19 protein-coding genes are annotated in these 23,356 nt (G+C 73.0%); 18 read left to right on the top strand and 1 reads right to left on the bottom strand.

All coding sequences use genetic code 11. The features are described 5' to 3' along the window. Positions 1–17 precede the first annotated feature (17 nt). The 3 genes from rsmH to ACWGL3_RS17200 are packed head-to-tail and all read left to right on the top strand — an operon-like array spanning position 18 to position 3,508. Entirely contained in the window at positions 18–1,097 is a 1,080-nt protein-coding gene (gene rsmH, locus ACWGL3_RS17210) for a 16S rRNA (cytosine(1402)-N(4))-methyltransferase RsmH (RefSeq protein WP_267950455.1), read from the top strand. Between the two features lie 9 nt (positions 1,098–1,106). Then, the gene (locus ACWGL3_RS17205) at positions 1,107–1,532 is read left to right on the top strand and encodes a hypothetical protein (protein ID WP_344180776.1); all 426 of its coding nucleotides are present in this window, start codon (positions 1,107–1,109) and stop codon (positions 1,530–1,532) included. Next, positions 1,529–3,508, top strand: a complete 1,980-nt coding sequence (locus ACWGL3_RS17200) for a peptidoglycan D,D-transpeptidase FtsI family protein (protein ID WP_267945825.1) — start codon at positions 1,529–1,531, stop codon at positions 3,506–3,508. Before ACWGL3_RS17205 ends, ACWGL3_RS17200 begins: the two co-directional genes overlap by 4 nt. Positions 3,509–3,572: 64 nt before the next feature. Here the strand turns inward: ACWGL3_RS17200 and mmuM are convergent, their stop codons facing one another. Continuing rightward, the gene (mmuM, locus tag ACWGL3_RS17195) at positions 3,573–4,514 is read right to left on the bottom strand and encodes a homocysteine S-methyltransferase (RefSeq protein ID WP_267945824.1); all 942 of its coding nucleotides are present in this window, start codon (positions 4,512–4,514) and stop codon (positions 3,573–3,575) included. A gap of 254 nt (positions 4,515–4,768) precedes the next feature. Here mmuM and ACWGL3_RS17190 point away from each other — a divergent pair, with 254 nt between their 5' ends. From ACWGL3_RS17190 to ACWGL3_RS17120, 15 genes are all read left to right on the top strand, one after another. After that, positions 4,769–6,436, top strand: a complete 1,668-nt coding sequence (locus tag ACWGL3_RS17190) for a UDP-N-acetylmuramoyl-L-alanyl-D-glutamate--2,6-diaminopimelate ligase (protein WP_267945823.1) — start codon at positions 4,769–4,771, stop codon at positions 6,434–6,436. A gap of 372 nt (positions 6,437–6,808) precedes the next feature. Further along, positions 6,809–8,257: a UDP-N-acetylmuramoyl-tripeptide--D-alanyl-D-alanine ligase gene (locus tag ACWGL3_RS17185; RefSeq protein WP_267945822.1), complete on the top strand. Its 1,449-nt coding sequence runs from the start codon at positions 6,809–6,811 to the stop codon at positions 8,255–8,257. Further along, complete coding sequence (mraY, locus tag ACWGL3_RS17180) at positions 8,254–9,327, top strand: phospho-N-acetylmuramoyl-pentapeptide-transferase (RefSeq protein WP_267945821.1); 1,074 nt, start codon at positions 8,254–8,256, stop codon at positions 9,325–9,327. The genes ACWGL3_RS17185 and mraY overlap by 4 nt, the downstream gene beginning before the upstream one ends. 5 nt (positions 9,328–9,332) lie before the next feature. Further along, positions 9,333–10,805, top strand: coding sequence for a UDP-N-acetylmuramoyl-L-alanine--D-glutamate ligase (murD, locus tag ACWGL3_RS17175; protein ID WP_267945820.1), 1,473 nt, complete (start codon positions 9,333–9,335; stop codon positions 10,803–10,805). Positions 10,806–10,969: 164 nt separating this feature from the next. After that, positions 10,970–12,394: a putative lipid II flippase FtsW gene (gene ftsW, locus ACWGL3_RS17170; RefSeq protein WP_378551837.1), complete on the top strand. Its 1,425-nt coding sequence runs from the start codon at positions 10,970–10,972 to the stop codon at positions 12,392–12,394. Beyond that, the gene (gene murG / locus ACWGL3_RS17165; RefSeq protein ID WP_267945819.1) at positions 12,391–13,551 is read left to right on the top strand and encodes an undecaprenyldiphospho-muramoylpentapeptide beta-N-acetylglucosaminyltransferase; all 1,161 of its coding nucleotides are present in this window, start codon (positions 12,391–12,393) and stop codon (positions 13,549–13,551) included. Before ftsW ends, murG begins: the two co-directional genes overlap by 4 nt. Beyond that, positions 13,548–15,014: a UDP-N-acetylmuramate--L-alanine ligase gene (gene murC / locus ACWGL3_RS17160; protein WP_267945818.1), complete on the top strand. Its 1,467-nt coding sequence runs from the start codon at positions 13,548–13,550 to the stop codon at positions 15,012–15,014. The genes murG and murC overlap by 4 nt, the downstream gene beginning before the upstream one ends. A 26-nt stretch (positions 15,015–15,040) precedes the next feature. Next, positions 15,041–15,769 (top strand): cell division protein FtsQ/DivIB, encoded by a 729-nt coding sequence (locus tag ACWGL3_RS17155; RefSeq protein WP_267945817.1) that lies wholly within the window; start codon positions 15,041–15,043, stop codon positions 15,767–15,769. 505 nt (positions 15,770–16,274) lie between these two features. Beyond that, positions 16,275–17,750 (top strand): cell division protein FtsZ, encoded by a 1,476-nt coding sequence (gene ftsZ, locus ACWGL3_RS17150; RefSeq protein WP_267950453.1) that lies wholly within the window; start codon positions 16,275–16,277, stop codon positions 17,748–17,750. Positions 17,751–17,887: 137 nt separating this feature from the next. Further along, positions 17,888–18,607, top strand: a complete 720-nt coding sequence (gene pgeF / locus ACWGL3_RS17145; RefSeq protein ID WP_267945816.1) for a peptidoglycan editing factor PgeF — start codon at positions 17,888–17,890, stop codon at positions 18,605–18,607. Between the two features lie 156 nt (positions 18,608–18,763). Continuing rightward, positions 18,764–19,492, top strand: coding sequence for a YggS family pyridoxal phosphate-dependent enzyme (locus ACWGL3_RS17140; protein ID WP_267945815.1), 729 nt, complete (start codon positions 18,764–18,766; stop codon positions 19,490–19,492). Positions 19,493–19,628: 136 nt separating this feature from the next. Continuing rightward, positions 19,629–20,156 carry a cell division protein SepF gene (locus tag ACWGL3_RS17135; RefSeq protein ID WP_267945814.1) on the top strand — a complete coding sequence of 176 codons (528 nt, stop codon included), beginning with the start codon at positions 19,629–19,631 and terminating at the stop codon, positions 20,154–20,156. A gap of 39 nt (positions 20,157–20,195) precedes the next feature. Continuing rightward, on the top strand, positions 20,196–20,483 hold the full coding sequence (locus tag ACWGL3_RS17130; protein ID WP_267945813.1) for a YggT family protein: 288 nt from the start codon (positions 20,196–20,198) through the stop codon (positions 20,481–20,483). A gap of 134 nt (positions 20,484–20,617) precedes the next feature. Continuing rightward, the gene (locus ACWGL3_RS17125) at positions 20,618–21,496 is read left to right on the top strand and encodes a DivIVA domain-containing protein (protein ID WP_267945812.1); all 879 of its coding nucleotides are present in this window, start codon (positions 20,618–20,620) and stop codon (positions 21,494–21,496) included. 69 nt (positions 21,497–21,565) lie between these two features. Next, a partial coding sequence (locus tag ACWGL3_RS17120) for a hypothetical protein (protein WP_452461529.1) occupies positions 21,566–23,356 on the top strand: 1,791 nt, incomplete at its 3' end.

Below are 23,356 nucleotides of genomic sequence, written 5' to 3'. Positions count from 1 at the left end.
TGGAGGAACAGCACCGCATGGGGGACACCCGGCAGCACGAGCAGCCCGAAGGGGACGGCCCGGCCCGCGAACACCAGGACACCGGGGACGGAGCCGGGCGGGGAAGCGGCATCGGGGACCGCATCGCCGCGGCCCGCGCCGGGACGGACCCGCTGCACGTACCGGTCATGCTCGACCGGATCATCGAACTCCTGGCCCCCGCGCTCACCGAGCCCGGGGCCGTGCTCGTGGACGGCACCCTGGGGCTGGGCGGCCACTCCGAGGCACTGCTCAAGGCCTGCCCCACCATGCGCCTGGTCGGGGTCGACCGCGACACCACGGCCCTGGAGCGCAGCGCCGAGCGCCTCGCCCCCTACGCCGACCGCACCCACTTCGTGCACGCGCTCTACTCCGACATCCCGCGCGCGCTGGACGAGGCGGGCGTCCCCGGCGCCGACGCCGTCCTGCTCGACCTGGGGGTGTCCTCGCCGCAGCTGGACGAGACCGACCGCGGTTTCGCCTACGCCCACGACGCGCCGCTGGACATGCGCATGGACCGCACCCAGTCCCTGACCGCGGCCGAGGTCGTCAACACCTACCCGGTCGGCGAACTCACGCGGGTCCTGCGCACCTACGGCGAGGAGCGCTTCGCGTCCCGCGTCGCCAGGGCCATCGAGCGGCGGCGCGCACAGGGCCCGATCGACTCCACGCGCGAACTCGCCGAACTGGTCCGCGAGGCCATCCCCGCGGCCACCCGCCGCACCGGCGGGCACCCCGCCAAGCGTGCCTTCCAGGGCCTGCGCATCGAGGTCAACGCCGAACTCTCCATCCTGGAGCGCGCCCTGCCCGCGGCGGTCTCCCGCCTGGGCGTGGGCGGGCGCATCGCCGTGCTGTCCTACCACTCGCTGGAGGACCGGATGACCAAGAGGGCCCTCGCCGCGCTGGCCACCGACACCACGCCCGCGGACCTGCCGGTCCCCCTCCCGGACAGGCAGCCCGAGCTACGGCTCCTCACCCGGGGGGCCGAGCTCCCCACGGACGAAGAGAACGAACGCAACCCGCGCGCCCAGTCGGCCCGCCTCCGGGCGGCCGAACGGGTTCGGCCGCCGCGGCAGTAGGGAGACCAGATGAGCACGAGGACGGACACGCGCCGGGCACCGGCCCGCAAGGGCGGGAGCGGGAAGGGAGGGGGAGCCGCCCCCGCCTCGCCCGGGCGCGCCCCCGGGCGCAAGGCCGGGGCGGCGCGCGCCCGCCCGGCGCCGCGCATCCCCTTCGTCCTCCTCGTCCTGTGCCTGCTGGGCGGAGCGCTGGTCGCCCTGCTGGTGCTGCGCAGCGTCGTCGCCCAGGAGGCCTTCACCATCGCCAGCCTCCAGGCGGAGAACCGGGAACTGGCCTACGAGGAGCAGCAGCGCCGCAACACGGTCGCGGGCCTGGAGGCCTCGGAGCGGATCGCGGAGGAGGCCGAGGCCATGGGCATGGAGCAGGGTGAGGCCCCGCTCTTCCTCGACCCCGAGAACGGTGAGATCACCGGGAGCGCCGGGAGCGGTGAGTGAGCGCGCCGAGGGACCGGCGTCCCCGGGACCCCCGCAGGCCCGGAGCGGCGGGCCGTTCCGGGGCCGGGCCCAGCAAGCGCCCCCAGCGTGAACCGCGCCGCCCCGACGGCGGCACCCGCGCACGCTCCTCGGCACGGTCCGAGGGGCGTTCCGCGCGCGGTGGGCGAGGCGGGGAGCGGGGCTCCGCGCGCCGCAGGTCGGGGCCGCCCCCGCCCCCGCCCCTGCTGCGCCGCACCTTCCGGCGGGGGGAGCCGCGCAGCCGGATCAAGTTCGGCGGCGTGCTGATCGTCGTCATCATGCTCCTCTTCGCCGGTCGCCTGGTGCAGATCCAGGGCCTGGAGGCGGAGCAGTACGCCGAGGCGGCCTCGCAGACCCGTCTCCAGACCATCGACATCCCCACCCTGCGCGGCGAGATCACCGACGCCGAGGGCAACCCGTTCGCCCTGTCGGTGGAGGTGCGCAACGTCTTCGTCGACCCCGAGGAGGTCGAGGAGGACGAGCGGGACCAGCTCGTCGACGAGCTCGTCACCCGGTTCGGCCTGGACGAGGCCGAGGTCACCGAGAAGGTCGACGCCCGGCCCTCCCGCTACCAGGTGGTGGCCACGAAGGTCCTGCCGCGCGACTGGGAGGGGCTGCGCGACCTGGGCCTGTCCGGCGTGGGCGCGGAGGTGGCCTACGACCGCGTCTACCCCGAGGAGACGGGGGCCGCCGACCTGGTCGGGTTCGTCGGCTCGGAGGGACACGGCCTGGAGGGCCTGGAGGGCTACCTCGACAGCACCCTGGCGGGGGAGTCGGGCCGGCGGCAGGTCGAGGTCGGCATCGACGGCACCCAGATCCCCATGGCCGGGGGCCTGGTCAGCGAGCCCGTGCCCGGACAGGACGTCCGGCTGACCCTGGACCAGGACATCCAGTGGTACGCCGCGCAGACCCTCGCGAACAGGGTGGAGGAGCTGGACGCCGTCGCCGGCAGCGTCGTCGTGGAGCGCGTCGGCACCGGGGAGATCCTCGCGATGGCCGACTTCCCGACGTACTCCCAGGCCGACATCGACTCCACCGGACCCGAGCAGTGGTCCAACGGGGCGGTCGCGGAGACCTTCGAGCCGGGCAGCACCAACAAGGTCATCACGGTCGGCGCGGCGCTGGAGGAGGGGCTCACCGAGCCGGAGACGGTGTACACCGTGCCCTACTCCCTCCAGTACTACGACCAGACCTTCCGCAACTCCAGCAACAACGGCACGCAGCGCCTCACGGTCAACGGCATCATGGCCCAGTCCAGCAACGTCGGCACGATCAAGATCGCCGACCAGGTGGGGGCCGGGGTCCTGCACTCCTACATCGAGGACTTCGGGCTCGGCCAGCCGACCGGGCTGAACCTGCCGGGGGAGGAGGCCGGCGTGCTGACGGCGCCCGAGGACTGGTGGGGCACGCAGCTCCCGTCGGTCTCCATCGGGCACGGCCTGACGGTCAACGCCGCCCAGATGGCCTCGGTGTACGCCACCGTCGCCAACGGGGGCGTGCGGGTGGCGCCGACGGTGGTCGCGGGCACGGTCGACACGAACGGGGAGTTCACCCCCGCGGAGGAGCCCGAGCAGCGCCGCGTGCTCAGCGAGGAGACCGCCGAACAGCTCGCGCTCATGCTGGAGGCGGTCACCGGGGACGAGGGCACGGCGCCGCAGGCCCGCATCGACGGGTACCGGGTCGCGGGCAAGACGGGCACCGCCAACCGCATCAACCCGGAGACGGGCACCTACGAGGACGGCGGGTACACGGCGTCCTTCTCCGGCTTCGCGCCCGCCGACGACCCGGAGATCGTGGTCCAGGTGGTCCTGCACAACCCGCAGGGCACCTACTACGGCGGCGAGGCGGCCGGCCCGGTGTTCAACGACATCATGTCCTTCGCGCTGAAGTCCCTGAAGGTCCCGCCGACGGACACCGACCCGCCCGCCATCCGGCTGTTCGAGGAGGACGCGGGCTAGCGCGCCGGCCCGCCGGGGGCGTCCGCGCGACGCGCCCCGGCCCCGGGCCCCGGAACCCGCGGGGTCAGGGGCGCCGGCCGGCCCCGCGGCCCAGGTGCGCGTCCAGGCGGGCGCGCACGGAGCGGACGTGCTCGGGGCCGGTGCGGCAGCACCCGCCCACGAGCACCGCTCCGGCCTCGTACCAGGACACCGCGGCCCTGCCGAACCCCTCCGGATCGCCGACGCCCGTCCACCGGCCGAGGGACGCGTCCCAGCTCTCCCCCGAGTTGGGGTAGGCGACCGCGGGCAGGCCCGCCGCGGCCACCGTGCGGACCAGGGAGGGGACGTGGCGGGGAGCGGTGCAGTTGACGCCCGCGGCGACGAGCCTCCCGGCCGCGTGCAGCGGCGCGAGTTCGGCGACCGCCCGGCTCAGGGGGGTGCCGTCGTTGAGGTGCTCTCCGTCGCGGCAGGAGAAGCTGATCCACGCGCGCGGCCCGGGAACCTCGGCGAGGAGCCGGCCCAGGGCACGGGCCTCCGGCAGGGAGGGGATCGTCTCGCAGGCCATGAGGTCCGCCCCGGCGCCGGCGAGCACGCGCCACCGCTCGCGGTGCCAGGCGTACAGGCCGTCCTCGTCCAGGTCGTAGTCGCCGGTGTACTCGGACCCGTCCGCCAGGGCCGCGCCGTAGGGCCCCACCCCGGCGGCGACCAGGCCCGAGCCGAACGCGTCGCGCTCGGCCCGCGCCAGCTCCACGGACCTGGCGAGGAGCCCGGCGGCCTCGCGCCGCGAGTGCCCCCGCGCCTCCAGGGCCGGGATGCTCGCCTGGTACCCGGCGGAGATCGCCACGTCGGCGCCCGCCTCGAAGTAGTCCCGGTGCGCGCGGCGGACCAGTTCGGGCCCGTCGGCCAGCAGCCGCGCCGACCACAGGCCGCCGCGCAGGTCGGCGCCGTAGGACTCCAGGCGGGTCGCCAGCCCGCCGTCGAGCACCAGCGGACGGACGCCGGACGCGCCCGGCACCGTTCGGACCACTCCACCCTCCCCCGTGAGACTTCCAGGGTAGGCGCGGCGGGGCGCGGCCGCCGGTCCCCGGGAGCCGCGGTCCCGGTTCCCGTCCTCCGGGCACGGTCCGCGGCCCCGAGGCGTGCCCCGCCCGGTCCCGGCGCCGACCGGGGGCGGGAAGGCCGGGGAGCCTCGGGGCCCCGCCGGAGAATCCCCGCCGCACGCAGCGTGGAAATTACCGACCGGTCGTCCGCAGCGGTTAACCTCCACACGTGCCACCGGTAATGCGACCTGAACACACGCCACTTCGTCCCCTGTCCGCCCTCGCAGCGCTGCTCGGGCCGGACGCCACACTCCTGCGCCCGGACCTCGGCGCGGACCACACGGCCGAGGTGCCCGGCAGGGAGGTGCACGTACGCGGCATCACCCACGACTCACGGAAGGCGGGCCCCGGAGACCTGTACGCGGCGCTGCCGGGAACGCGCGCCCACGGCGCCGACTTCGCCGGGCAGGTGGCCGAGGCGGGAGCCGCCGCCGTCCTCACCGACCCCGCCGGGGCCGAGCGCGCCGCCGCGACCGGCCTGCCCGTGATCGTCGTCCCCGACGCGCGGGCCGCGCTCGGAACGGCGGCCTCCTGGGTCTTCAAGGAGCCCGCGCAGGACCTGCTGCTGATCGGCACCACGGGCACCAGCGGCAAGACCACGGTCACGTACCTGGTCGAGTCCGGGCTCCGCCGGGCCGGCATGACCACCGGCCTCGTCGGCACGGTGGAGATGCGCGTCCGGGACGAGCGGGTGGCCTCCTCCCTCACCACCCCCGAGGCCACCGACCTGCACGGCCTGTTCGCGCTCATGCGCGAGGAGGGCGTCACCGCCGCAGCCATGGAGGTCTCCAGCCACGCCCTCGCCCTGGGCCGGGTCGGCGGAACCCGCTACGACGTGGCGATCTTCACGAACCTGTCCCAGGACCACCTGGACTTCCACTCGGACCTGCGCGACTACTTCGACACGAAGGCGCGGCTGTTCACCCCCGAGTACTGCGACATCGCGGTCGTCAACGCCGACGACCGGTTCGGCCGCGCCCTGGTGGACATGGTGCAGGCCGACGGGACGATCCCCGTCACCACCTTCGCCGTGGACGGCTGCACCGACGCCGACCCGGCCACGGCCATGGAGGCCGACTGGCGGGCCGTGGACGTCGACCTGGGGGCCACGGGCAGCAGGTTCCGGATCGTCGGTCCGGGCGGCATGGAGGCGGAGGCCTCCGTCGGCCTGCCCGGGCCGTTCAACGTCTCCAACGCGATGGCCGCCATCGTCGGCCTGGTCGAGGCGGGCCTGCCGCTGGAGACCGCGATCGCCGGCGTCGCCGCCGCCCCGGGGGTGCCCGGACGCATGGAGCCCGTGGTCGTCGACGACGTGCCCCGCGCCTTCCAGGACTTCACCGCGCTCGTGGACTACTCCCACAAACCCGGTGCCATCGAGGCGGTCCTCACCGCGCTCCGCTCCACCACCGACGGCTACGTGACCATGGTGCTCGGCTGCGGGGGCGACCGCGACCGCGCCAAGCGCCCCCTGATGGGCGAGGCCGCCGCCCGCCTGGCGGACCAGCTGGTCATCACCAACGACAACCCCCGCACCGAGGACCCCGTCTCCATCGCCGCGGCGATGCTCGAAGGCGTGGCCAAGGTCCCCGAGGACCAGCGCGCCCACGTCACGGTCGAACTCGACCGGGCCGAGGCCATCCGCATCGCGGTGGACCGCGTCCGCCCGGGCGACGTGATCGTCGTCGCGGGGAAGGGCCACGAGACCGGCCAGTACGTCAAGGGCGAAGTGCTGCCCTTCGACGACCGGGAGGTGCTGCGCCGGGCCATCGGCGACCACCTCGCCGTGAGCTCCCGAGAACGGCTGGGCGTCGCCCTCCAGGACATCCACAGGGTCCCTGACGAGGGATGACCCGACAACACTCCCGGGCGGCCTCCGTTCGGGACGAGGGGCGCGGACACCGTCCGCGCCCCTCGTGCGTCCCCGCCGCCCGGGGCGCGCGGATCACTGGTCACACGGACACTGCCGGTCACGAAGTGGACCATATTGCTCCACACAGGGCCCGGCGGGACCCCGGACACCGCAATGTGTTCTAAGGTAGGTCCGGCAATCGCAGCCCGACCGCCCACGGTGGCGCCCATGGCGTAGCCCGCCGACGCGGCCCCGGTGAGCCGGCGCGGCACCGCGCGCACGGCATCCGCGGTGCCATCCCCTGACCTGACTCCGGCCGGTGGCCAACAGCCCCTGTGGTGCCGTGGGCCGGGCCTGACATGAGGAGTGGATTTGATCGCGCTCACGCTCGATCGGATCGCTGAGATCACCCAAACCGCCATCGGCGGATCAGCGCGCCCCGACGCCGTCGTCGACGGTCCCGTAGTCATCGACTCGCGGCAGGCAGCGCCAGGCGCGCTCTTCGTCGCCCTGACCGGGGAGCACGTCGACGGACACGATTTCGCCGGACCCGCGGTCGCGGCCGGGGCGACGGCCGTCCTGGCCTCCCGCCCCGTCGCGGCCCCGCACCTGCTGGCGGAGGGGGGCGACGACGGGGTCGTCGCCGCCCTGGCCCGGCTCGCACGGTACGTGGCGCGGGAGCTCGGCGACGTCCGGCGCGGAGCGGAAGCGGCCGAGGTCGTCGCGGTCACCGGGTCCTCCGGCAAGACCACCACGAAGGACCTCATCGCCCAGGTCGTCGGCGGGCTGGGCCCGACCGTCGCCCCGGCCGGCTCCTTCAACAACGAGATCGGCCACCCGCTCACCGTGCTGCGCGCCGACACCGGTACCCGCAACCTGGTCCTGGAGGTCTCCGCGCGCGGCGTCGGGCACATCGCCCACCTGTGCGAGGTCGCCCCGCCCAGGATCGGCGTGGTCCTCAACGTCGGCAGCGCCCACATGGGCGAGTTCGGCGACCGCGACACCATCGCCAAGGCCAAGGGCGAGCTGGTCGAGGCACTGCCGCCCGGCTCGGCGGACCGCGGTTCCGGCGGTGTCGCGATCCTCAACGCCGACGACCCCCGGGTGAGCGCGATGGCGTCGCGCACCCGGGCCAGGGTCGTCACCTACGGACAGGGCGAGGACGCGCACGTGCGCGCCACCGACGTGGTCCTCCGGGACTCCGGCGCCCCCTCCTTCACACTCCACCTGGGCGGTCGCACCGCCCCGGTGAGGTTGGCGCTCGTCGGCGCGCACCAGGTGCACAACGCCCTGGCCGCCGCCGCCGTCGCCGACGAACTCGGTATGGACATCGACGCCGTCGCCGCCGCCCTCGGCGCCGCGACCCCGGTCAGCCGGTGGCGGATGGAGGTCACCGAACACGACGGTGCCACGCTCGTCAACGACGCCTACAACGCCAACCCCGAGTCCGTGCGGGCCGCGCTGACCACACTCGAAGCGCTCGCCCGCAACCGCCGTTCCATCGCGGTGCTCGCCCACATGGCGGAGCTCGGCGAGGACGGAGGAGCCGAACACGAGCAGATCGGCGAGCTGGCCGCCCGCACGGGCGTGGCCCACCTGATCGTGGTCGGAGAGGCGGCCGAGGGCATCGCCGTCGGCGCCGAACGCGCTGCCCGGCAGGGGCAGTGGCGGGGTGAGTGCATCCGGGTCGCGGACGCAGGGGCGGCCGCGGCGGCGCTGCGCGAACGCATGCGCACAGGAGACGTCGTCATTGTGAAGGGATCGCGGGTGGCAGCGCTCGAAAGGGTTATCGACCTCATCACCAAGGGTGATGTCCAGTGATCGGCATCTCCATCGCGGCGGCGCTGTCGCTCATCGTCTCCATGGCGTTGATGCCGCCGCTCATCAAACTGCTGTACCGGTTCAAGTTCGGCCAGGAGGTCCGCGACGACGGACCCGAGGGCCACAAGACCAAGCAGGGCACGCCCACCATGGGCGGCATCGTCGTCATCCTCGGCGCGGTGGTGGGCTACTTCGGTTCCCACCTGGTGCTGTGGCTGGTGCAGCCCTCCTCGACGGGGCCGACCGCCTCGGGCCTGCTCGTGATGTTCCTGTTCGTCGGCATGGGCTGCGTCGGCTTCCTCGACGACTTCATCAAGATCTACAAGCGCCGCAGCCTCGGCCTGCGCAGCGGCGCGAAGATGGTCGGCCAGGCCGTCATCGGCATCGGCTTCGCCTACGGGGTCACCCAGTTCCCCAACGGGTACGGCTACACCCCCGCGGCGCCCAGCCTGTCCTTCCTGCGCGACTTCGGGCCCCCGCTGATGCTGGGCCTGTTCATCCTGTGGGCGCTCTTCCTCATCGTCGGCTTCTCCAACGCGGTGAACCTGACGGACGGCCTGGACGGCCTCGCGACCGGCGCGACCATCCTGTCCCTGGTGGCCTACGTCATCATCGGCAACTGGCAGCTGCGCCAGTCGTGCGTGTCCTACCTCTCGGACAGCTGCTACACGGTCCGCGACCCCCTGGACCTGGCCGTGGTGGCCGCCGCGGCGCTCGGCGCGTGCATCGGCTTCCTGTGGTTCAACGCACCGCCCGCCAAGATCTTCATGGGCGACACCGGCTCCCTGGCGCTGGGCGGCCTCATCGTGGGCCTGGCCATCACCACCCGCACGCAGCTCCTGCTGCTGCTCATCGGCGGCCTCTTCGTCATCATCACCATGTCGGTGATGATCCAGATCACGTCGTTCCGCCTCACCGGCAAACGCGTGTTCCGCATGGCGCCGCTCCAGCACCACTTCGAGCTCAAGGGGTGGGCCGAACCCACCATCGTGATCCGCTTCTGGATCATCCAGGGCCTGTTCGTGGCGATCGCCATCGGACTCTTCTATCTCGAATGGATGCCAAGGTAGAAGGCATGCCGCACCACTCTTCCGACACACAGCCCGGTCCCGCCGCCGACCCCGCACCGAGCGGGGCCGGCCTGGAGGGACGGCTGGTCTGCGTCGCCGGTCTGGGAGTGTCCGGGCCCCCGGTCGCCAGGGCGCTCCTGGCCCGCGGGGCCCGCGTGGTCGTCGTGGACGGCCGCGACGACGACACCGTCCGGCCGGTCGCCGCCGAACTCGCCGACGCCGGGGCCGAGGTGGTCCTCGGCGGGACCCCGCTGCCCGAGGGCTGCGACCTGGTCGTCACCTCGCCCGGCTGGCGCCCCGACTCCCCGCTCCTGGTCCGGGCCGCCGAGGCCGGGACCGAGGTGATCGGCGACGTCGAGCTGGCCTGGCGCCTCAAGCCCGCGGACCAGGTGTGGCTCGCCATCACCGGGACCAACGGCAAGACCACCACCGTGCGGATGCTGGAGGCGATGCTCCGCGCGGACGGCCGGGACGCGCTCGCCGTCGGCAACGTCGGCACGCCGATCGTCGACGCGGTCCTGCCCGACGCCGACGGCCACGTGCACGACGTGCTGGCCGTGGAGCTGTCCAGCTTCCAGCTCCACTGGTCCAGCAGCGTGCGCCCGCACGCCGCCACCGTCCTCAACGTGGCCCCCGACCACCTGGACTGGCACGGCGGCCTCGACCCCTATGCCCGGGCCAAGGGCAGGGTGTTCGCGCCCGGGACGATCCGGGTCGCCAACACGGCCGACGCCTGGTCGGTCCGCCTGGCGGAGGAGGACGGCGACCCGTACGCCCCGCTCGTCGGCTTCCGGCTGGACACTCCGAGGGCCGGCGAACTGGGAGTGGTCGAGGACCTGCTCGTCGACCGCGCCTTCTGCGCCGACCCCGGCAGCAGCGCCGAGGAGCTGGCCACCCTCGCCGACGTCCGCCCGGCCGCGCCGCACAACGTCGCCAACGCCCTGGCCGCGGCGGCGCTGGCCCGCTCGATCGGCGTCGCGCCGGCGTCGGTGCGGGCCGGCCTGGCCGCGTTCCGGCCCGAGCCCCACCGCATCGCGCACGTGGCCTCCGTCGGAGGCGTCGACTACGTGGACGACTCCAAGGCGACCAACCCGCACGCCGCGGCGGCCTCGCTCGGGGCCTACGCGTCCGTGGTGTGGGTCGCCGGCGGCCTGCTCAAGGGCGCCGCGGTCGACGACCTGGTCGCCGCGGCGGCCGGCCGGCTGCGGGGCGCGGTGCTGATCGGCGCGGACCGGGCCCGGCTGCGCGAGGCCCTGGCCGAGCACGCCCCCGCCGTCCCCGTGGTCGAGGTCGAGGGCCCGGCCCCGGACGCGCCCGAGGGCCACACGGTGATGGACGCCGTGGTCGCCGAGGCCGCGGCCATGGCCCGCGAGGGCGACACGGTGCTGCTGGCCCCGGCCGCCGCGTCCATGGACATGTTCACCAACTACCCCGAGCGCGGACGCCTGTTCTCCGAGGCCGTGAACCGCCTGCCCTGAGTGACCGGACGCCGCCCGTACGTGACGAAGTCCGCGCGGGCGGCGTCCGCTGTGCCCACCGCCACCCGGCCGGCCGCCAAAGATGGCCAACACGCGGGAAATGTCCACGGTTCCCGACCCGGGCGTGCGCCAGTATTGAGGCGCGAATCGTGCGGAGGGTGTGGATGGCGACGACAGCGGTTCCAGGAATGGCCCGGGCCAAGGCGAGGACGGACGCCGGAGGGCGCGGGCACGCCCTGTGGCGTGAGTGGGCCAGGTCCCTCGACCGCCCCCTCACCTCCTACTACCTCATCCTGGGCACGGCGGTCCTCCTGATCGCCCTCGGCCTCGTCATGGTGCTGTCCTCCACGATGGTCAAGTCCATCACCGAGACCGGCTCCTCCTTCTCGCTCTTCCAGAAGCAGCTGGTGTCGGCCGTCGTGGGCCTGCCCCTCATGATCCTGGCCTCGCACATGCCCCAGGCGCTGTTCCGCCTGGTCGGCTACCCCACCATGATCCTCTCGGTGGCCCTGCTGCTGCTCACCGTCTTCCAGGGCGTGGAGGTCAACGGCGCCACCCGCTGGCTGGACGTCGGCGGCCTGGTCGTGCAGCCCTCCGAGCCCGCCAAGCTCTCCTTCGCCCTGTGGGGCGCCAACATCCTCGCCCGCAAGGACGAGCTGCGCGAGCTCACCGAGTGGCGGCACCTCCTCATCCCGCTGCTGCCAGGGTGCGGGCTCCTGGTGCTCCTGGTCCTCCTCGGCTCCAACCTCTCCACCGCCCTGGTGTTCCTCATTACGTTCCTGGGCCTGCTGTGGGTGGTGGGGGCGCCGGGCAGGCTCTTCGTCACCATGTTCGGCCTCGTCCTGGCCCTCGCCGTGATCGTCATCGCGATCGAGCCCTACCGGATGGCGCGCGTCACCTCCTTCCTCGACCCCGGGGCCGACCCGCTGGGCTCGGGCAACCAGTCACTGCACGGCCTCTACGCGCTGGGCACCGGGGGGATCTTCGGCGTCGGCATCGGGGCCAGCCGGGAGAAGTGGGGGTTCCTCCCCTTCGCCGAGTCCGACTTTGTCTTCGCGATCATCGGGGAGGAGTTCGGCCTGATCGGGACCCTCCTCGTGCTCGCCCTGTTCGGCGTGCTCGGCTACGCGGGCCTGAGGGTGGCCACCCGGGTCAAGGAGCCGTTCCCGCGCCTGGCCTCCTTCGCGATCGTCACCTGGCTCATGGGACAGGTCATGATCAACGTGGGCGCGGTCATCGGGCTCCTGCCCGTCACCGGCGTCCCCCTGCCCCTGGTCTCCTACGGAGGTTCGTCGCTGATCACCACCATGGTCGCCCTCGGCGTGCTCCTCGCGCTCGCCAAGGCCGAGCCCCAGGCCGCCAGGGCGCTGGAGGCCCGGGGTCCGAGTCAGGTACAAAGGGCTCTAAGCTGGCTGGGCCTGGAGAACTTCGTGGCCTCGATGAACAACCGGGGCGGAACGGCCTCCAGGCGCGTCGCCGCAGGACGGGGTCCGCGTACGCCGGGCCCCCGTGGCGGCAGGACAACGGCCAAGCACAGGAACGGACCGGTCCCGGCGGGTGACCGGCCAAGGAGGAATCGGCAACGATGAGGGTAGCCCTCGCCGGAGGCGGCACGGCCGGGCATATCGAGCCCGCGCTCTCCCTAGCGGACGCGCTTCGACGCATCGACCCCAGCACGGAGATCCTCTGCCTGGGAACCGAGCGGGGTCTGGAGACCCGGCTGGTGCCCATGCGCGGCTACGAGCTGGGCCTGATCCCGGCGGTCCCGCTGCCCCGCAAGATCACCCCGCAGCTCCTCAGCGTCCCGGGCAAGCTCGCCGGCGCGCTGAGCGCGGCGGGCGAACACCTGGACCGGTTGCAGGCGGACGTCATCGTCGGCTTCGGCGGCTACGTGGCCACCCCCGGCTACCTGGCGGCGCGCCGGCGCCGGATCCCCATCGTCGTGCACGAGGCCAACCCCCTCCCGGGCCTGGCCAACCGGCTCGGCGCGCGCATGACACCGCACGTGTTCACCGGACACCCCCACACCCAGATCCGCAACGGCCGCTTCGTCGGCATCCCCCTGCGCCAGCAGATCACCACCCTCGACCGGCTCGCCATGGGCGACAAGGCGCGCACCTACTTCGGCCTGCGCCCCGACCTCCCCACCCTGCTGATCTTCGGCGGCTCCCAGGGCGCGCAGCGCCTCAACGAGACCGCGTTCGCCTCCCGTGACGCCTTCCGCGACCGGGGCGTGCAGGTCCTGCACGTCGTCGGCCCCAAGAACGCGGAGGAGCCCCAGGACCTCACCCAGGCGGGCGTGCCCTACGTGGCCGTCCCCTACGTGGACCGCATGGACATGGCCTACGCCGCCGCCGACGTCGCCATGTGCCGCTCCGGTGCGATGACCTGCGCCGAGCTGACCGCCGTCGGCCTGCCCGGCGCCTTCGTCCCGCTGGCCATCGGCAACGGCGAGCAGGCACTCAACGCCGAGCCGATCGTCCAGGCGGGCGGGGGCCTGATGATCAACAACGCGGACATCTCCGTGGAGTGGATCGTCGACCAGCTCATCCCGCTGCTCACCGACACCGACCGGGTCGTGGCCATGTCCGAGGCCGCCGCCCGGATGGGCCGCCGCGACGCCGACATGGCACTCGCCCGCGAGGTCATGGCCGTCGCCCGCGGCGACCGCCCCACCCCCGAGATCCCCCTGTCCGACGACGACGGCGAGGACGCGTTCTACGACGACGGGAAGGACGCCCGATGAGCCTGGTCCGCCCGACCGAGCCGGTTCCCGTCGACAAGCTCGGCCGCACCCACTTCATCGGCCTGGGCGGGGCCGGCATGTCCGGCATCGCCCGGGTCCTGCTCCAGTCCGGGGTGGAGGTGTCCGGCAGCGACGCCCGCGACAGCGACACCCTGCGCGAGCTGGAGCAGATGGGCGCCGACGTCCACGTCGGCCACGCCGCGGGCAACCTCGGCGCCGCCGAGACCCTCGTGGTCTCCTCCGCGATCCGCGAGGACAACCCCGAACTCGTCGAGGCCCGCCGCCGCGGCCTGCGCGTCCTGCCCCGGGCGGCGGCCCTGGGGGCGCTCCTGCTGGGCCGCGAGGGCATCGCTGTCTCCGGCACCCACGGCAAGACCACCACGACCTCCATGGTCACCGTGGTGCTCCAGCACCTGGGGGTCGACCCCGGCTACGTGATCGGCGGAAAGCTGGTCACCACCGGCCTGGGCGCCGACGCCGGCCTGGGCGAGGTCATCGCCGTGGAGGCCGACGAGAGCGACGGCTCCTTCCTCATGCTCTCCCCGAAGGTCGCCGTGGTCACCAACGTGGAGGCCGACCACCTCGACAACTACAGCGGCATCGAGGAGATCCACGCCAACTTCGCGGCGTTCGTCGACCGTGTCGGACGCACCCTGATCGTCGGGATCGACGACCCGGGCGCCCGGCAGGTCGCGGAGCTGGCCCGCGAGCGCGGCAAGAAGGTCCTGACCTACGGCGAGGCCGAGGACGCCGACTACCGGGTCACCCGGGTGCGCGCCCGCGGTTTCACCACCGAGTTCACGATCCGCACCGCCGGGGGCGAGCCCATCGACGGCACGCTCGCCGTCCCCGGTCGGCACAACGTGCTCAACGCCGCCGCGGCCGTCGCCGTGGCGGACGAGCTCGGCCACGACCTGGAGGTCGCGGTGGAGGGCATCGCGGACTTCGCGGGGGCCGCGCGCCGCTTCGAGATCAAGGGCGAGGCCGGTGGCGTCGCCGTCTACGACAGCTACGCCCACCACCCGACCGAGATCGAGGCCGACCTGAGGGCCACGCGCGCCGCGCTGGACTCGTTCGCCGAGGACGCGGGCGAGGCGGGGGGACCGGCGCCCGGGGGCAGGGTCGTCGCCCTGTTCCAGCCGCACCTGTACAGCCGTACCCGCATCTTCGCCGAGGAGTTCGCGACCGCGCTGGGCCTCGCGGACGAGGTCGTGGTGATGGAGGTCTACGCGGCCAGGGAGGACCCCGAGCCCGGGGTCACCGGCGAGCTGATCACCTCCCGCGTCCCCCACGACCGGGTGCGGTACGTGCCGGGTCGCGAGGAGGTCGTGCGGACGGTGGCCGGGCTGGTCCGGCCTGGCGACATCGTCCTCACCATGGGCGCGGGGGACGTGACCGAGCTGGGGCCGCTGATCGTGGACACGATCGCCGAGGCGGCCGACGAAGCGCCCGGAAGCCGGTAGGCGCAGGAGAGAAGAAGAGGACACGGGTGAGCGCGGACGAGGGCGGGGCGGCGGACGGGGCCGCACCACGGGGAGGATCCGATCCGTGGAAGGTCGCCTTCGTGGCGCTGCTCGTGGTGGCGCTGGTCTGCGTGGTCACCTGGGTGCTGCTCGGCTCCCGCCTGCTGGTGGTCCGCGACGTCGCGGTCACCGGGCTGGACCGGATGTCGCCGCAGGAGGTGGTGTCCGCGGTGGACGTGGCCACCGGAACCCCCCTGGTCAGGGTCGACCTCGACCGGAGCCGCGCCCGTGCCGAGTCCCTCCCGCTCGTGGAGGAGGCCACGGTGCGACGCGGCTGGCCCGCGACCCTGGAGGTCGAGGTGGTGGAGCGCCAGCCCGTGCTGGCCGTCCCCGTGGGGGAGGAGTACCGGCTCGTGGACGGCGACGGCGTGCGCATCGAGGACTCGAAGACCCGTCCCGGCACCCACCCCGTGGTCAGGGTCACGGGGGAGGTCGAGGGCAACGAGGCGGTCCGCGCCGCCGCCGACATCGTGGAGGCGGCGCCCGACTCGCTGATCGCCCAGATCCAGCTCATCGACGCCACCGACCCCGGGGCGATCACCATCGCACTCGGCAACGGCTCCACGGTGGAGTGGGGGACGCCCGAGGGGACCGCGGACAAGAGCGACGTCCTGCGCGTGCTGCTGCGCGAGCACCCGCCCGAGGAGGGGCGCGTCTACGACGTCGGAACCCCCGATCTCGCCATCGTACGGTGAAGAAGTACCCAGCTCCAGGCAAAGGAAGAGGCGTGGCACGGAAAGTCGAACCGCCGCCCGGCGGGCCGCGCAGCGCGCCCGCGAGGGGGTTCCGGACGGACTCCCGGGCATCCGGCGGGGACATTCCAGACGCGACGCGCCGAGTGCGCACATCGCTTCCTTGCGTTATACGCCGTTAGGCTGACCTCGTCATCGGTTGCCCGTGGTCGGCGGTCCGCTTACTGTCGGGAAGCACAGCCAACGTCAACAAAGCAGCAAAACACGCTTTTCGGGGTACGCAGGAACCGTTTTGCTCCGCTCCTACAGCGGATCGCGCCAGCCCTCCCCGGGCAGGATCGCAACGGCTCCGGTGACCCCGGGTCCCCGGACAAACGCGTCGAGAACGCCGTCGCAGGGACCCGAAACGCACACTGTAGAACCGGATGCCGGTCCGGAGGCGTACCCGGTGGCGAGAGCCACCGGAGCGTTCACGGAACGGCGTATGCGAGCGGAAAGGCCCCTCGTCGTGGCAGCACCGCAGAACTACCTCGCGGTCATCAAAGTCGTCGGCATCGGCGGCGGCGGTGTCAACGCCGTCAACCGAATGATCGAAGAGGGGCTCAAAGGCGTCGAGTTCATCGCCATCAATACCGACGCCCAGGCGCTGCTGATGAGTGACGCCGACGTCAAGCTCGACGTCGGCCGAGAGCTCACACGCGGCCTGGGAGCCGGAGCCAACCCCGATGTCGGCCGCCAGGCGGCCGAGGACCACCGGGAGGAGATCGAGGAGGTCCTCAAGGGGGCCGACATGGTCTTCGTCACCGCTGGTGAGGGCGGCGGCACCGGCACCGGGGGCGCTCCCGTCGTCGCCAACATCGCCCGCTCCCTGGGAGCCCTCACCATCGGCGTGGTCACCCGCCCCTTCGGCTTCGAGGGCAAGCGGCGCGCGACCCAGGCCGAGTCGGGGATAGCGATGCTCCGCGAGGAGGTCGACACGCTCATCGTGATCCCCAACGACCGGCTGCTGTCCATCTCCGACCGCCAGGTCAGCGTGCTGGACGCCTTCAAGGCGGCGGACCAGGTGCTGCTCTCCGGTGTGCAGGGCATCACCGACCTGATCACCACGCCGGGCCTGATCAACCTGGACTTCGCCGACGTCAAGTCGGTCATGTCCGGGGCGGGGTCGGCGCTGATGGGCATCGGTTCCGCACGCGGGGACGACCGGGCCGTCGCGGCCGCGGAGATGGCCATCTCCTCGCCGCTGCTCGAAGCGAGCATCGACGGCGCCCACGGGGTGCTGCTGTCCATCCAGGGCGGCTCCGACCTGGGCCTGTTCGAGATCAACGAGGCGGCGCAGCTCGTCGCGAACTCGGCGGCCCCCGAGGCCAACATCATCTTCGGCGCCGTCATCGACGACGCCCTGGGCGACGAGGTGAGGGTCACCGTCATCGCGGCGGGGTTCGACGAACCCGAGGTCACCGGACCCGTGGTCCGGGAGCGGCAGCCGGTGGACCCTCCTGAGGCCGTCGCCCACACCGCGGGCTCCGCGTCGCGCAGGGAGCAGCAGCCCACCAGGGTGACGCCCCCCGCCGGTGACGCGGGCGGGACGGCGGCCACCTCCATGCCGTGGATCACGCCCTCCCGCCCGGAGCGGACCGAGCCGGAGGCGGCGTCCGCGCAGATGCCGCCGGTCCGGTTCCCGTCCGAACCGGAGCCCGTCCGTCAGGAGCAGGCCCCGGTCGAGCAGCCGCGCACGGAGACCCCGGCCCACGGCTCGGAGTCCCACGCCTCCTACGAGGCGCCCGCCCCGGCGGGGTCCTCCGAGGAGGGGCGGCCCGCGGGGGAGCGGGAGGAGCCCTCGCAGCACGGCGAGGTCCAGTCCGGCCCCGTCCACGCCGTCTCCGACTCCACCGCCGAACGGCGGGGGGACGTGCCCACGCCCCGCCGCCGGGTCATCTTCGACGACCCCGACGACCTGGACGTGCCCGAGTTCCTGAAGTAGCGCACCACCGTCCCGGTACCATCGACGTGTCAGCGGCCCCGACCCATGCGGCGGGGCCGTCGCCGCCCCCGGGGAAGCGCGCGCCGGCCGCGCCGGCGCCGTCCCGGCGGGCCGAGGGAAGGACCGCGGTCACACGGATGGGCAACGTCATCGATCTGGGGCACGGCGTGCGTGCCGCCGTCACCGAACGGCACGGCGGGGTCAGCGCCCCGCCGTACGACTCGCTCAACCTGGGGCTGGGCTCGGGCGACGTGCGGGAGGCCGTCCTCGCCAACAGGCGGACCGCCGCCGCCGGCCTGGGGTTCGACATCGACCGGGTCGTGTGGATGAACCAGGTGCACAGCGCCGACGTGCTCGTCGCGGACGCGCCGGGTGGGGCGGGTACCTGCGACGGGGTCGTCACGACCCGCCCCGACCTGGTCCTGGCCTCGATGGCCGCCGACTGCCTGCCGGTCCTGGCCGCCGACGGCGAGGCGGGTGTCCTGGGAGCCGCGCACTCGGGCCGCCTCGGGACGGCGAACGGCGTGGCGGCCAACCTCGTCGGGTCGATGGTCGGCCAGGGGGCCCGTGCCGACCGCATCACCGTCTTCCTCGGTCCGGCCATCTGCGGCAAGTGCTACGAGGTGCCCCCGGAGGTGCAGGCCGAGACGGCCAGGGACACCCCCGAGGCCGCCTCCACCACCCGGAAGGGCACCACGGGGGTGGACATGCTCGCGGCCGTCACCGCCCAGCTGCGGCGGGCCGGTGTGACCGACGTCCGGGCCGACGGCCGCTGCACCCTGGAGAGCCCTGAGCTGTTCTCCCACCGGGGCGGCGCGCCGACCGGAAGATTCGCCTCGTTCATCTGGCGTTCCTGACTGTCGTACCGGGCCGCCAGGATGGCTTTCGGAACCCGCCGGAACCGCCAGGGACCTCCCCTCCTGCGGTGACGCGTCCGAAACGCGGGCCCCACGACCCCCGGAGACCGCATCGGACCCCGGGGACCCACCCGACGGGGAAAGAGAAGGAGCACCGTGCCACACGTCGACCCAGCTCGCGTCGAGCAGGTCCGCGCCAACCTCGCGGCCGTGCGGGCCAGGATCGAGCAGGCCTGCGCGCGCGCCGGCCGCGCGCCCGAGGAGGTGTCGCTGGTCGCGGTCACCAAGACCTATCCGGCCGACGATGTGCGGATTCTCGCCTCCCTGGGTGTCCGCGACGTCGGCGAGAACCGGGACCAGGAGGCCGCGCCGAAGGCGGCGGAGACCGCTGACCTCGGCTTGACCTGGCATTTCGTCGGGCAGTTGCAGACCAACAAGGCACGCTCCGTGGCCTCCTACGCCGACGTCGTGCACTCGGTGGACCGCACCAGGCTGGCCCGTGCGCTGGGGGAGCGGGCGGCGGCGGCCGGACGTGGTCTGACCTGCCTCGTCCAGGTGAACCTCGACGACGACTCGCGGGCCGGCGTCATCGGACCGCGCGGCGGGGTCGACCCGGAGGACGCGCTCGCGCTCGCCGCCGACATCGAGGCGCACGAGTCGCTCACACTCGGGGGCGTGATGGCGGTGGCCCCCCGGGGGGGCGACCCGGCCGAGGCCTTCGCCCGCCTCCACGGGGTGGCGAGTCGTGTCCGTGATCGTTATCCTCTGGCGACGGTGATCTCGGCGGGAATGAGCGCGGACCTCGAATCGGCGATCGAGCGAGGAGCGACACACGTGCGACTCGGTACGGCGTTGCTCGGCAACCGCGGACCGATCGTGGGGTAATGTCCCCACATAGACCTTGGAACCCGTCTGTGGAGTTCGCCCGAAAGGGCGCCCCACCCCGTGGAACGCGGGGACGGCGGGCCAGTACGGAGGAGTCGGCTGCGGTGAAGGCCGCGGGGACGACGGAGGACATGAGATGGCCGGCGCGATGCGCAAGATGGCGGTCTACCTCGGCCTCGTGGAGGACGACCGTTACGATCACCGCTATGCGGACGAATATGATGAGTTCGACGATTTCGACGAGGCCGTGGAGGAGCAGCGCGATCGCGCTGCGGATTCTCCGCGTGGCGAGGAAACACGAGGCACCGCAGTGACGGACACCGGCGACTACCTGAGTACAGGTGAACGACGCGGTGGAACGACCACGACTGCCTCAACCGCCGACCTCGCTCGGATCACAACGCTCCATCCGCGCACCTACAACGAGGCGCGTACGATCGGAGAGCACTTCCGGGAGGGCACACCGGTGATCATGAACCTGACCGAGATGGTCGACAGCGACGCCAAGCGTCTCGTCGACTTCGCGGCTGGTCTGATCTTCGGTCTGCATGGCAGTATCGAACGCGTGACCAACAAGGTGTTCCTGCTGTCACCGGCCAACGTCGAGGTCACCGCCGAAGACAAGGCCCGGATCGCCGAGCGAGGGTTCTTCAATCAGAGCTAGACCATCACACTTGTCCAGAGATTGGGTCGGGGAACGACCGTGAGTATCGTCGTTGCAGTGCTGCTCTTCGCGCTACAGCTGTTCGTTTTCGTGCTGATCGCGAGGGTGGTCCTGGAGATGGTGCAGTCCTTCGCCAGGACGTGGCGGCCCACCGGGTTCGTCCTCGTCCTCGCGGAGATCGTGTACACCGTCACCGACCCGCCACTGAGGTTCCTGCGACGGTTCATCAAGCCGGTGAGACTGGGGAGCGTCGCACTCGACCTGAGTGTCCTCGTCCTCTTCATCATCGTGTGGATCTTGATGGCTCTCATCGGGAGCCTCGCCTAGCAGGGAAGGGGCGCGGGGGCAAGTATCGGGTCCCCGGTTCCGTTATGTGGTCTTGGTCATGATCTGGATTGCCGTAAGGTCACGATCAGGTAGCGTCCCTACGGACAGACTCCAAGCGCGCCAAGGAGACGAACATGCCGCTGACACCCGCCGATGTGCGGAACAAGCAGTTCAGTACGACCCGGCTCCGGCCAGGGTACGACGAAGAAGAGGTCGACGCCTTTCTCGACGAGGTCGAGTCCGAGCTCGACCGCCTGATCCAGGAGAACGAGGAACTGCGCGGCAAGCTGGCCGAATGCCTGCGGGGCAAGGTGCCCAACGCCGGCATGCAGGACTTCCAGCAGCCCCAGGACCAGGCGCCGGAGCCCCAGCAGCACGAGCAGATGCGCCCGGAGCCCGTCCAGCAGCCGCAGGCCGTCGAGCCGCAGCCCCCGGTCCAGCAGCAGATGCCGATGACCGGCGCGAACATGGGGATGGGCGGTGAGGAGAACATGGACACGGCCGCCCGCGTCCTCGCCCTCGCCCAGCAGACCGCCGACCAGGCGATCTCCGACGCCCGCCGTGAGGCGGACGAGACCCTCGGCCGCGCCCGCCACGAGTCCGAGGACATCCTCGGCAAGGCCCGCCGCCAGGCGGACCAGATCATCGGTGAGGCCCGGGCACGGTCGGAGAACCTCGACCGCGACGCCCAGGAGCGCCACCGCCAGGTCATGGGCAGCCTGGTGCAGCAGCGCGAGGAGCTGGAGCACAAGGTCAACGTGCTCAAGGACTTCGAGCGCGAGTACCGGAGCCGTCTGAAGGACTACTTCGAGCGCCAGCTGCGCGAGCTGAACGAGGAGGGCAAGCCCGTCGAGCCGAACCCGAACACCACGGGCGGCTTCCAGACGATGGCTCCGCAGGCCGGTGGCGCCCCCGCTCTCCAGCACGGCCCCGGCGGCAACCCGTTCGGTCAGCCCGAGCCCGCCCAGCACGGTGGATTCCACCCGGGTGAGGCTCCGCACGAGCGTCGCTAGACCAGCGGCATTCGGCTCCGAACAACTGAAGACTCCGGATACAACACGTGTAAAGGCCCTGGTCGACCCGTGATCCTTAGCATCCTCGCAACCGTGGCGGTGCTGGCGGCCATCGCCGTCATCGCGGCTGCCCTGGCCCTCGCCGAGACTGTCCTGGTGTACATCGCACTCGGACTGGCCGGCGCCAGCGTCCTCCTCCTCCTGGGGGGCATGGTCCAGGGACGCATCGCCGAGAGCAGGACGGGTCGCCCCGGAACGGACGGTTTGGGGAAGTCGTCCGTCCCGACCGGCGCCGCCACCCCGGCGGCGACGGCAGCGGGCCCCCACGTCGTGCCGGAGTACTCCGGGCGCGTTCCCGTACCGGCCCAAGGGCCGGTACGGGAAGCCCCCGCGCAGGACACGCCCGTCTGGGCGGCCGCGGACGACGCCGGGCACGGGGAACCGGAGTACGACGTCCCCCGCTGGCAGACCCCCACCGCGCACGAGTGGCCGGAACCGGACACGGCGCCCGCCGGGAGCACCGTCCGCGCGGGATCCCCGGCCGAGGCCGACCCCGCGGCTCCCGCCTCCGAGGCGCGGACGGACGGGGAACCGGCCGACACGGCGGTTACCGCCGACATCCCCGAGGCCCGTGAACGGGCCGGTGAGGACGGAGGGGCTCCCTCCCGCCTCCACACGGGGGACGACGGGCCCGAACTGGACCCCGCCCCCTTCACCTACAGCATTCCCGGTCAGGGCTCCTCCCACGAGGACGGGGCCGCTCCGGTCGACGCGACCGCGGACCCCGACAACGGGGTCGCGGGCGCCGGGGCCCCCGAGGCGGACGCCTTCTCCTACCGGATCCCCGGCGAGGCGGACCGGAGCGAGCGGGCGGAGGACGACCCGGAGACCGGCGACCCGGACACGGAGCAGGCCCCGGCGCCCGACGTCTCCGCGGACGGAGACGGGGAAGCCCGCCCGGACGCCGACGAGGCCCTGCGCGCCGAGCAGGCCGTGGAGCACGCGGAGGCCGACTCCGAGCGCGGCGAGGACGAGCCCGCGACCGGCGGGGACGCCGGACCCGGGTCCACGGCCGCCGGCGAGGGCCCCGACACCGAGCCCGACACGGACGACACCGCGGCGCAGGGGGAGCGCGAGCACGCCTCCTCCGAGGCGGAACCCGTACCCTCGGCGCACACCGACACCGACACCGACACCGACACCGACACCGACACCGACACCGACACCGACACCGACACCGACACGAACGTGTCGGCGGAGGCCCGCGCCCCGGAGGCGCAGGACGCGGACGCCGACCCCGTGCCGGAGGACGGCGGGCGCGTCGAGGACGCTCCCGCCGCCGGTACGGGCGGCGCAGCCGAGGCCGCGGACACCGGGGACCCCGCCCCTGAGGCGGAGTCCGCAGACGACGCGGACGGGGCCTTCACCTACCGCCTGCCCGGCCGGGGCGACGCCGCGGAAGAGGGGGCCGACGAGGCGGAGAGCGACCGGGAGACCGCGGACACCGGGCGGACGTCGGCGTTCAGCTACCGGCTCCCACAGCCCGAGGACGGCGGGGCGGTCGCGGAGCGGTCCGACCGGGACGGCGACGATGACGAGGAGGGCGCCCCCGCGGCCGACGGCACCGCCGACGCGGGCGACCCCGACACCACCCCCGCGCCCACCCGTCCGGAGCCGGAGGGCGATACGGCCGACGGCCCGGGGGCCGGGGACGCGGAGCCGGACGGGAGCGAGCGGCCCGCCAAGGCCGAGGACGAGGACGCCGAGGACGACCACGCCGTCGCCTACGCGGCCGTTCTCGACGGGGACACCGACCTCGACGGCGGCAAGGACTCGGACAAGGACCCCGACAAGGTCCAC

It is taken from the genome of Nocardiopsis sp. NPDC055824 (assembly GCF_053616335.1).
This window is presented reverse-complemented; position numbering and strand designations above follow the sequence as displayed.

What these genes read in the sequence shown, in the direction of transcription:
- murG (WP_267945819.1), top strand. Translation starts at nt 12,391, where the DNA reads ATGAGGGTAGCCCTCGCCGGAGGCGGCACGGCCGGGCATATCGAGCCC.
- murC (WP_267945818.1), top strand. Translation starts at nt 13,548, where the DNA reads ATGAGCCTGGTCCGCCCGACCGAGCCGGTTCCCGTCGACAAGCTCGGC.
- ftsW (WP_378551837.1), top strand. Translation starts at nt 10,970, where the DNA reads ATGGCGACGACAGCGGTTCCAGGAATGGCCCGGGCCAAGGCGAGGACG.
- ACWGL3_RS17190 (WP_267945823.1), top strand. Translation starts at nt 4,769, where the DNA reads ATGCGACCTGAACACACGCCACTTCGTCCCCTGTCCGCCCTCGCAGCG.
- ACWGL3_RS17135 (WP_267945814.1), top strand. Translation starts at nt 19,629, where the DNA reads ATGGCCGGCGCGATGCGCAAGATGGCGGTCTACCTCGGCCTCGTGGAG.
- rsmH (WP_267950455.1), top strand. Translation starts at nt 18, where the DNA reads ATGGGGGACACCCGGCAGCACGAGCAGCCCGAAGGGGACGGCCCGGCC.
- ACWGL3_RS17125 (WP_267945812.1), top strand. Translation starts at nt 20,618, where the DNA reads ATGCCGCTGACACCCGCCGATGTGCGGAACAAGCAGTTCAGTACGACC.
- pgeF (WP_267945816.1), top strand. Translation starts at nt 17,888, where the DNA reads ATGGGCAACGTCATCGATCTGGGGCACGGCGTGCGTGCCGCCGTCACC.
- ACWGL3_RS17205 (WP_344180776.1), top strand. Translation starts at nt 1,107, where the DNA reads ATGAGCACGAGGACGGACACGCGCCGGGCACCGGCCCGCAAGGGCGGG.
- murD (WP_267945820.1), top strand. Translation starts at nt 9,333, where the DNA reads ATGCCGCACCACTCTTCCGACACACAGCCCGGTCCCGCCGCCGACCCC.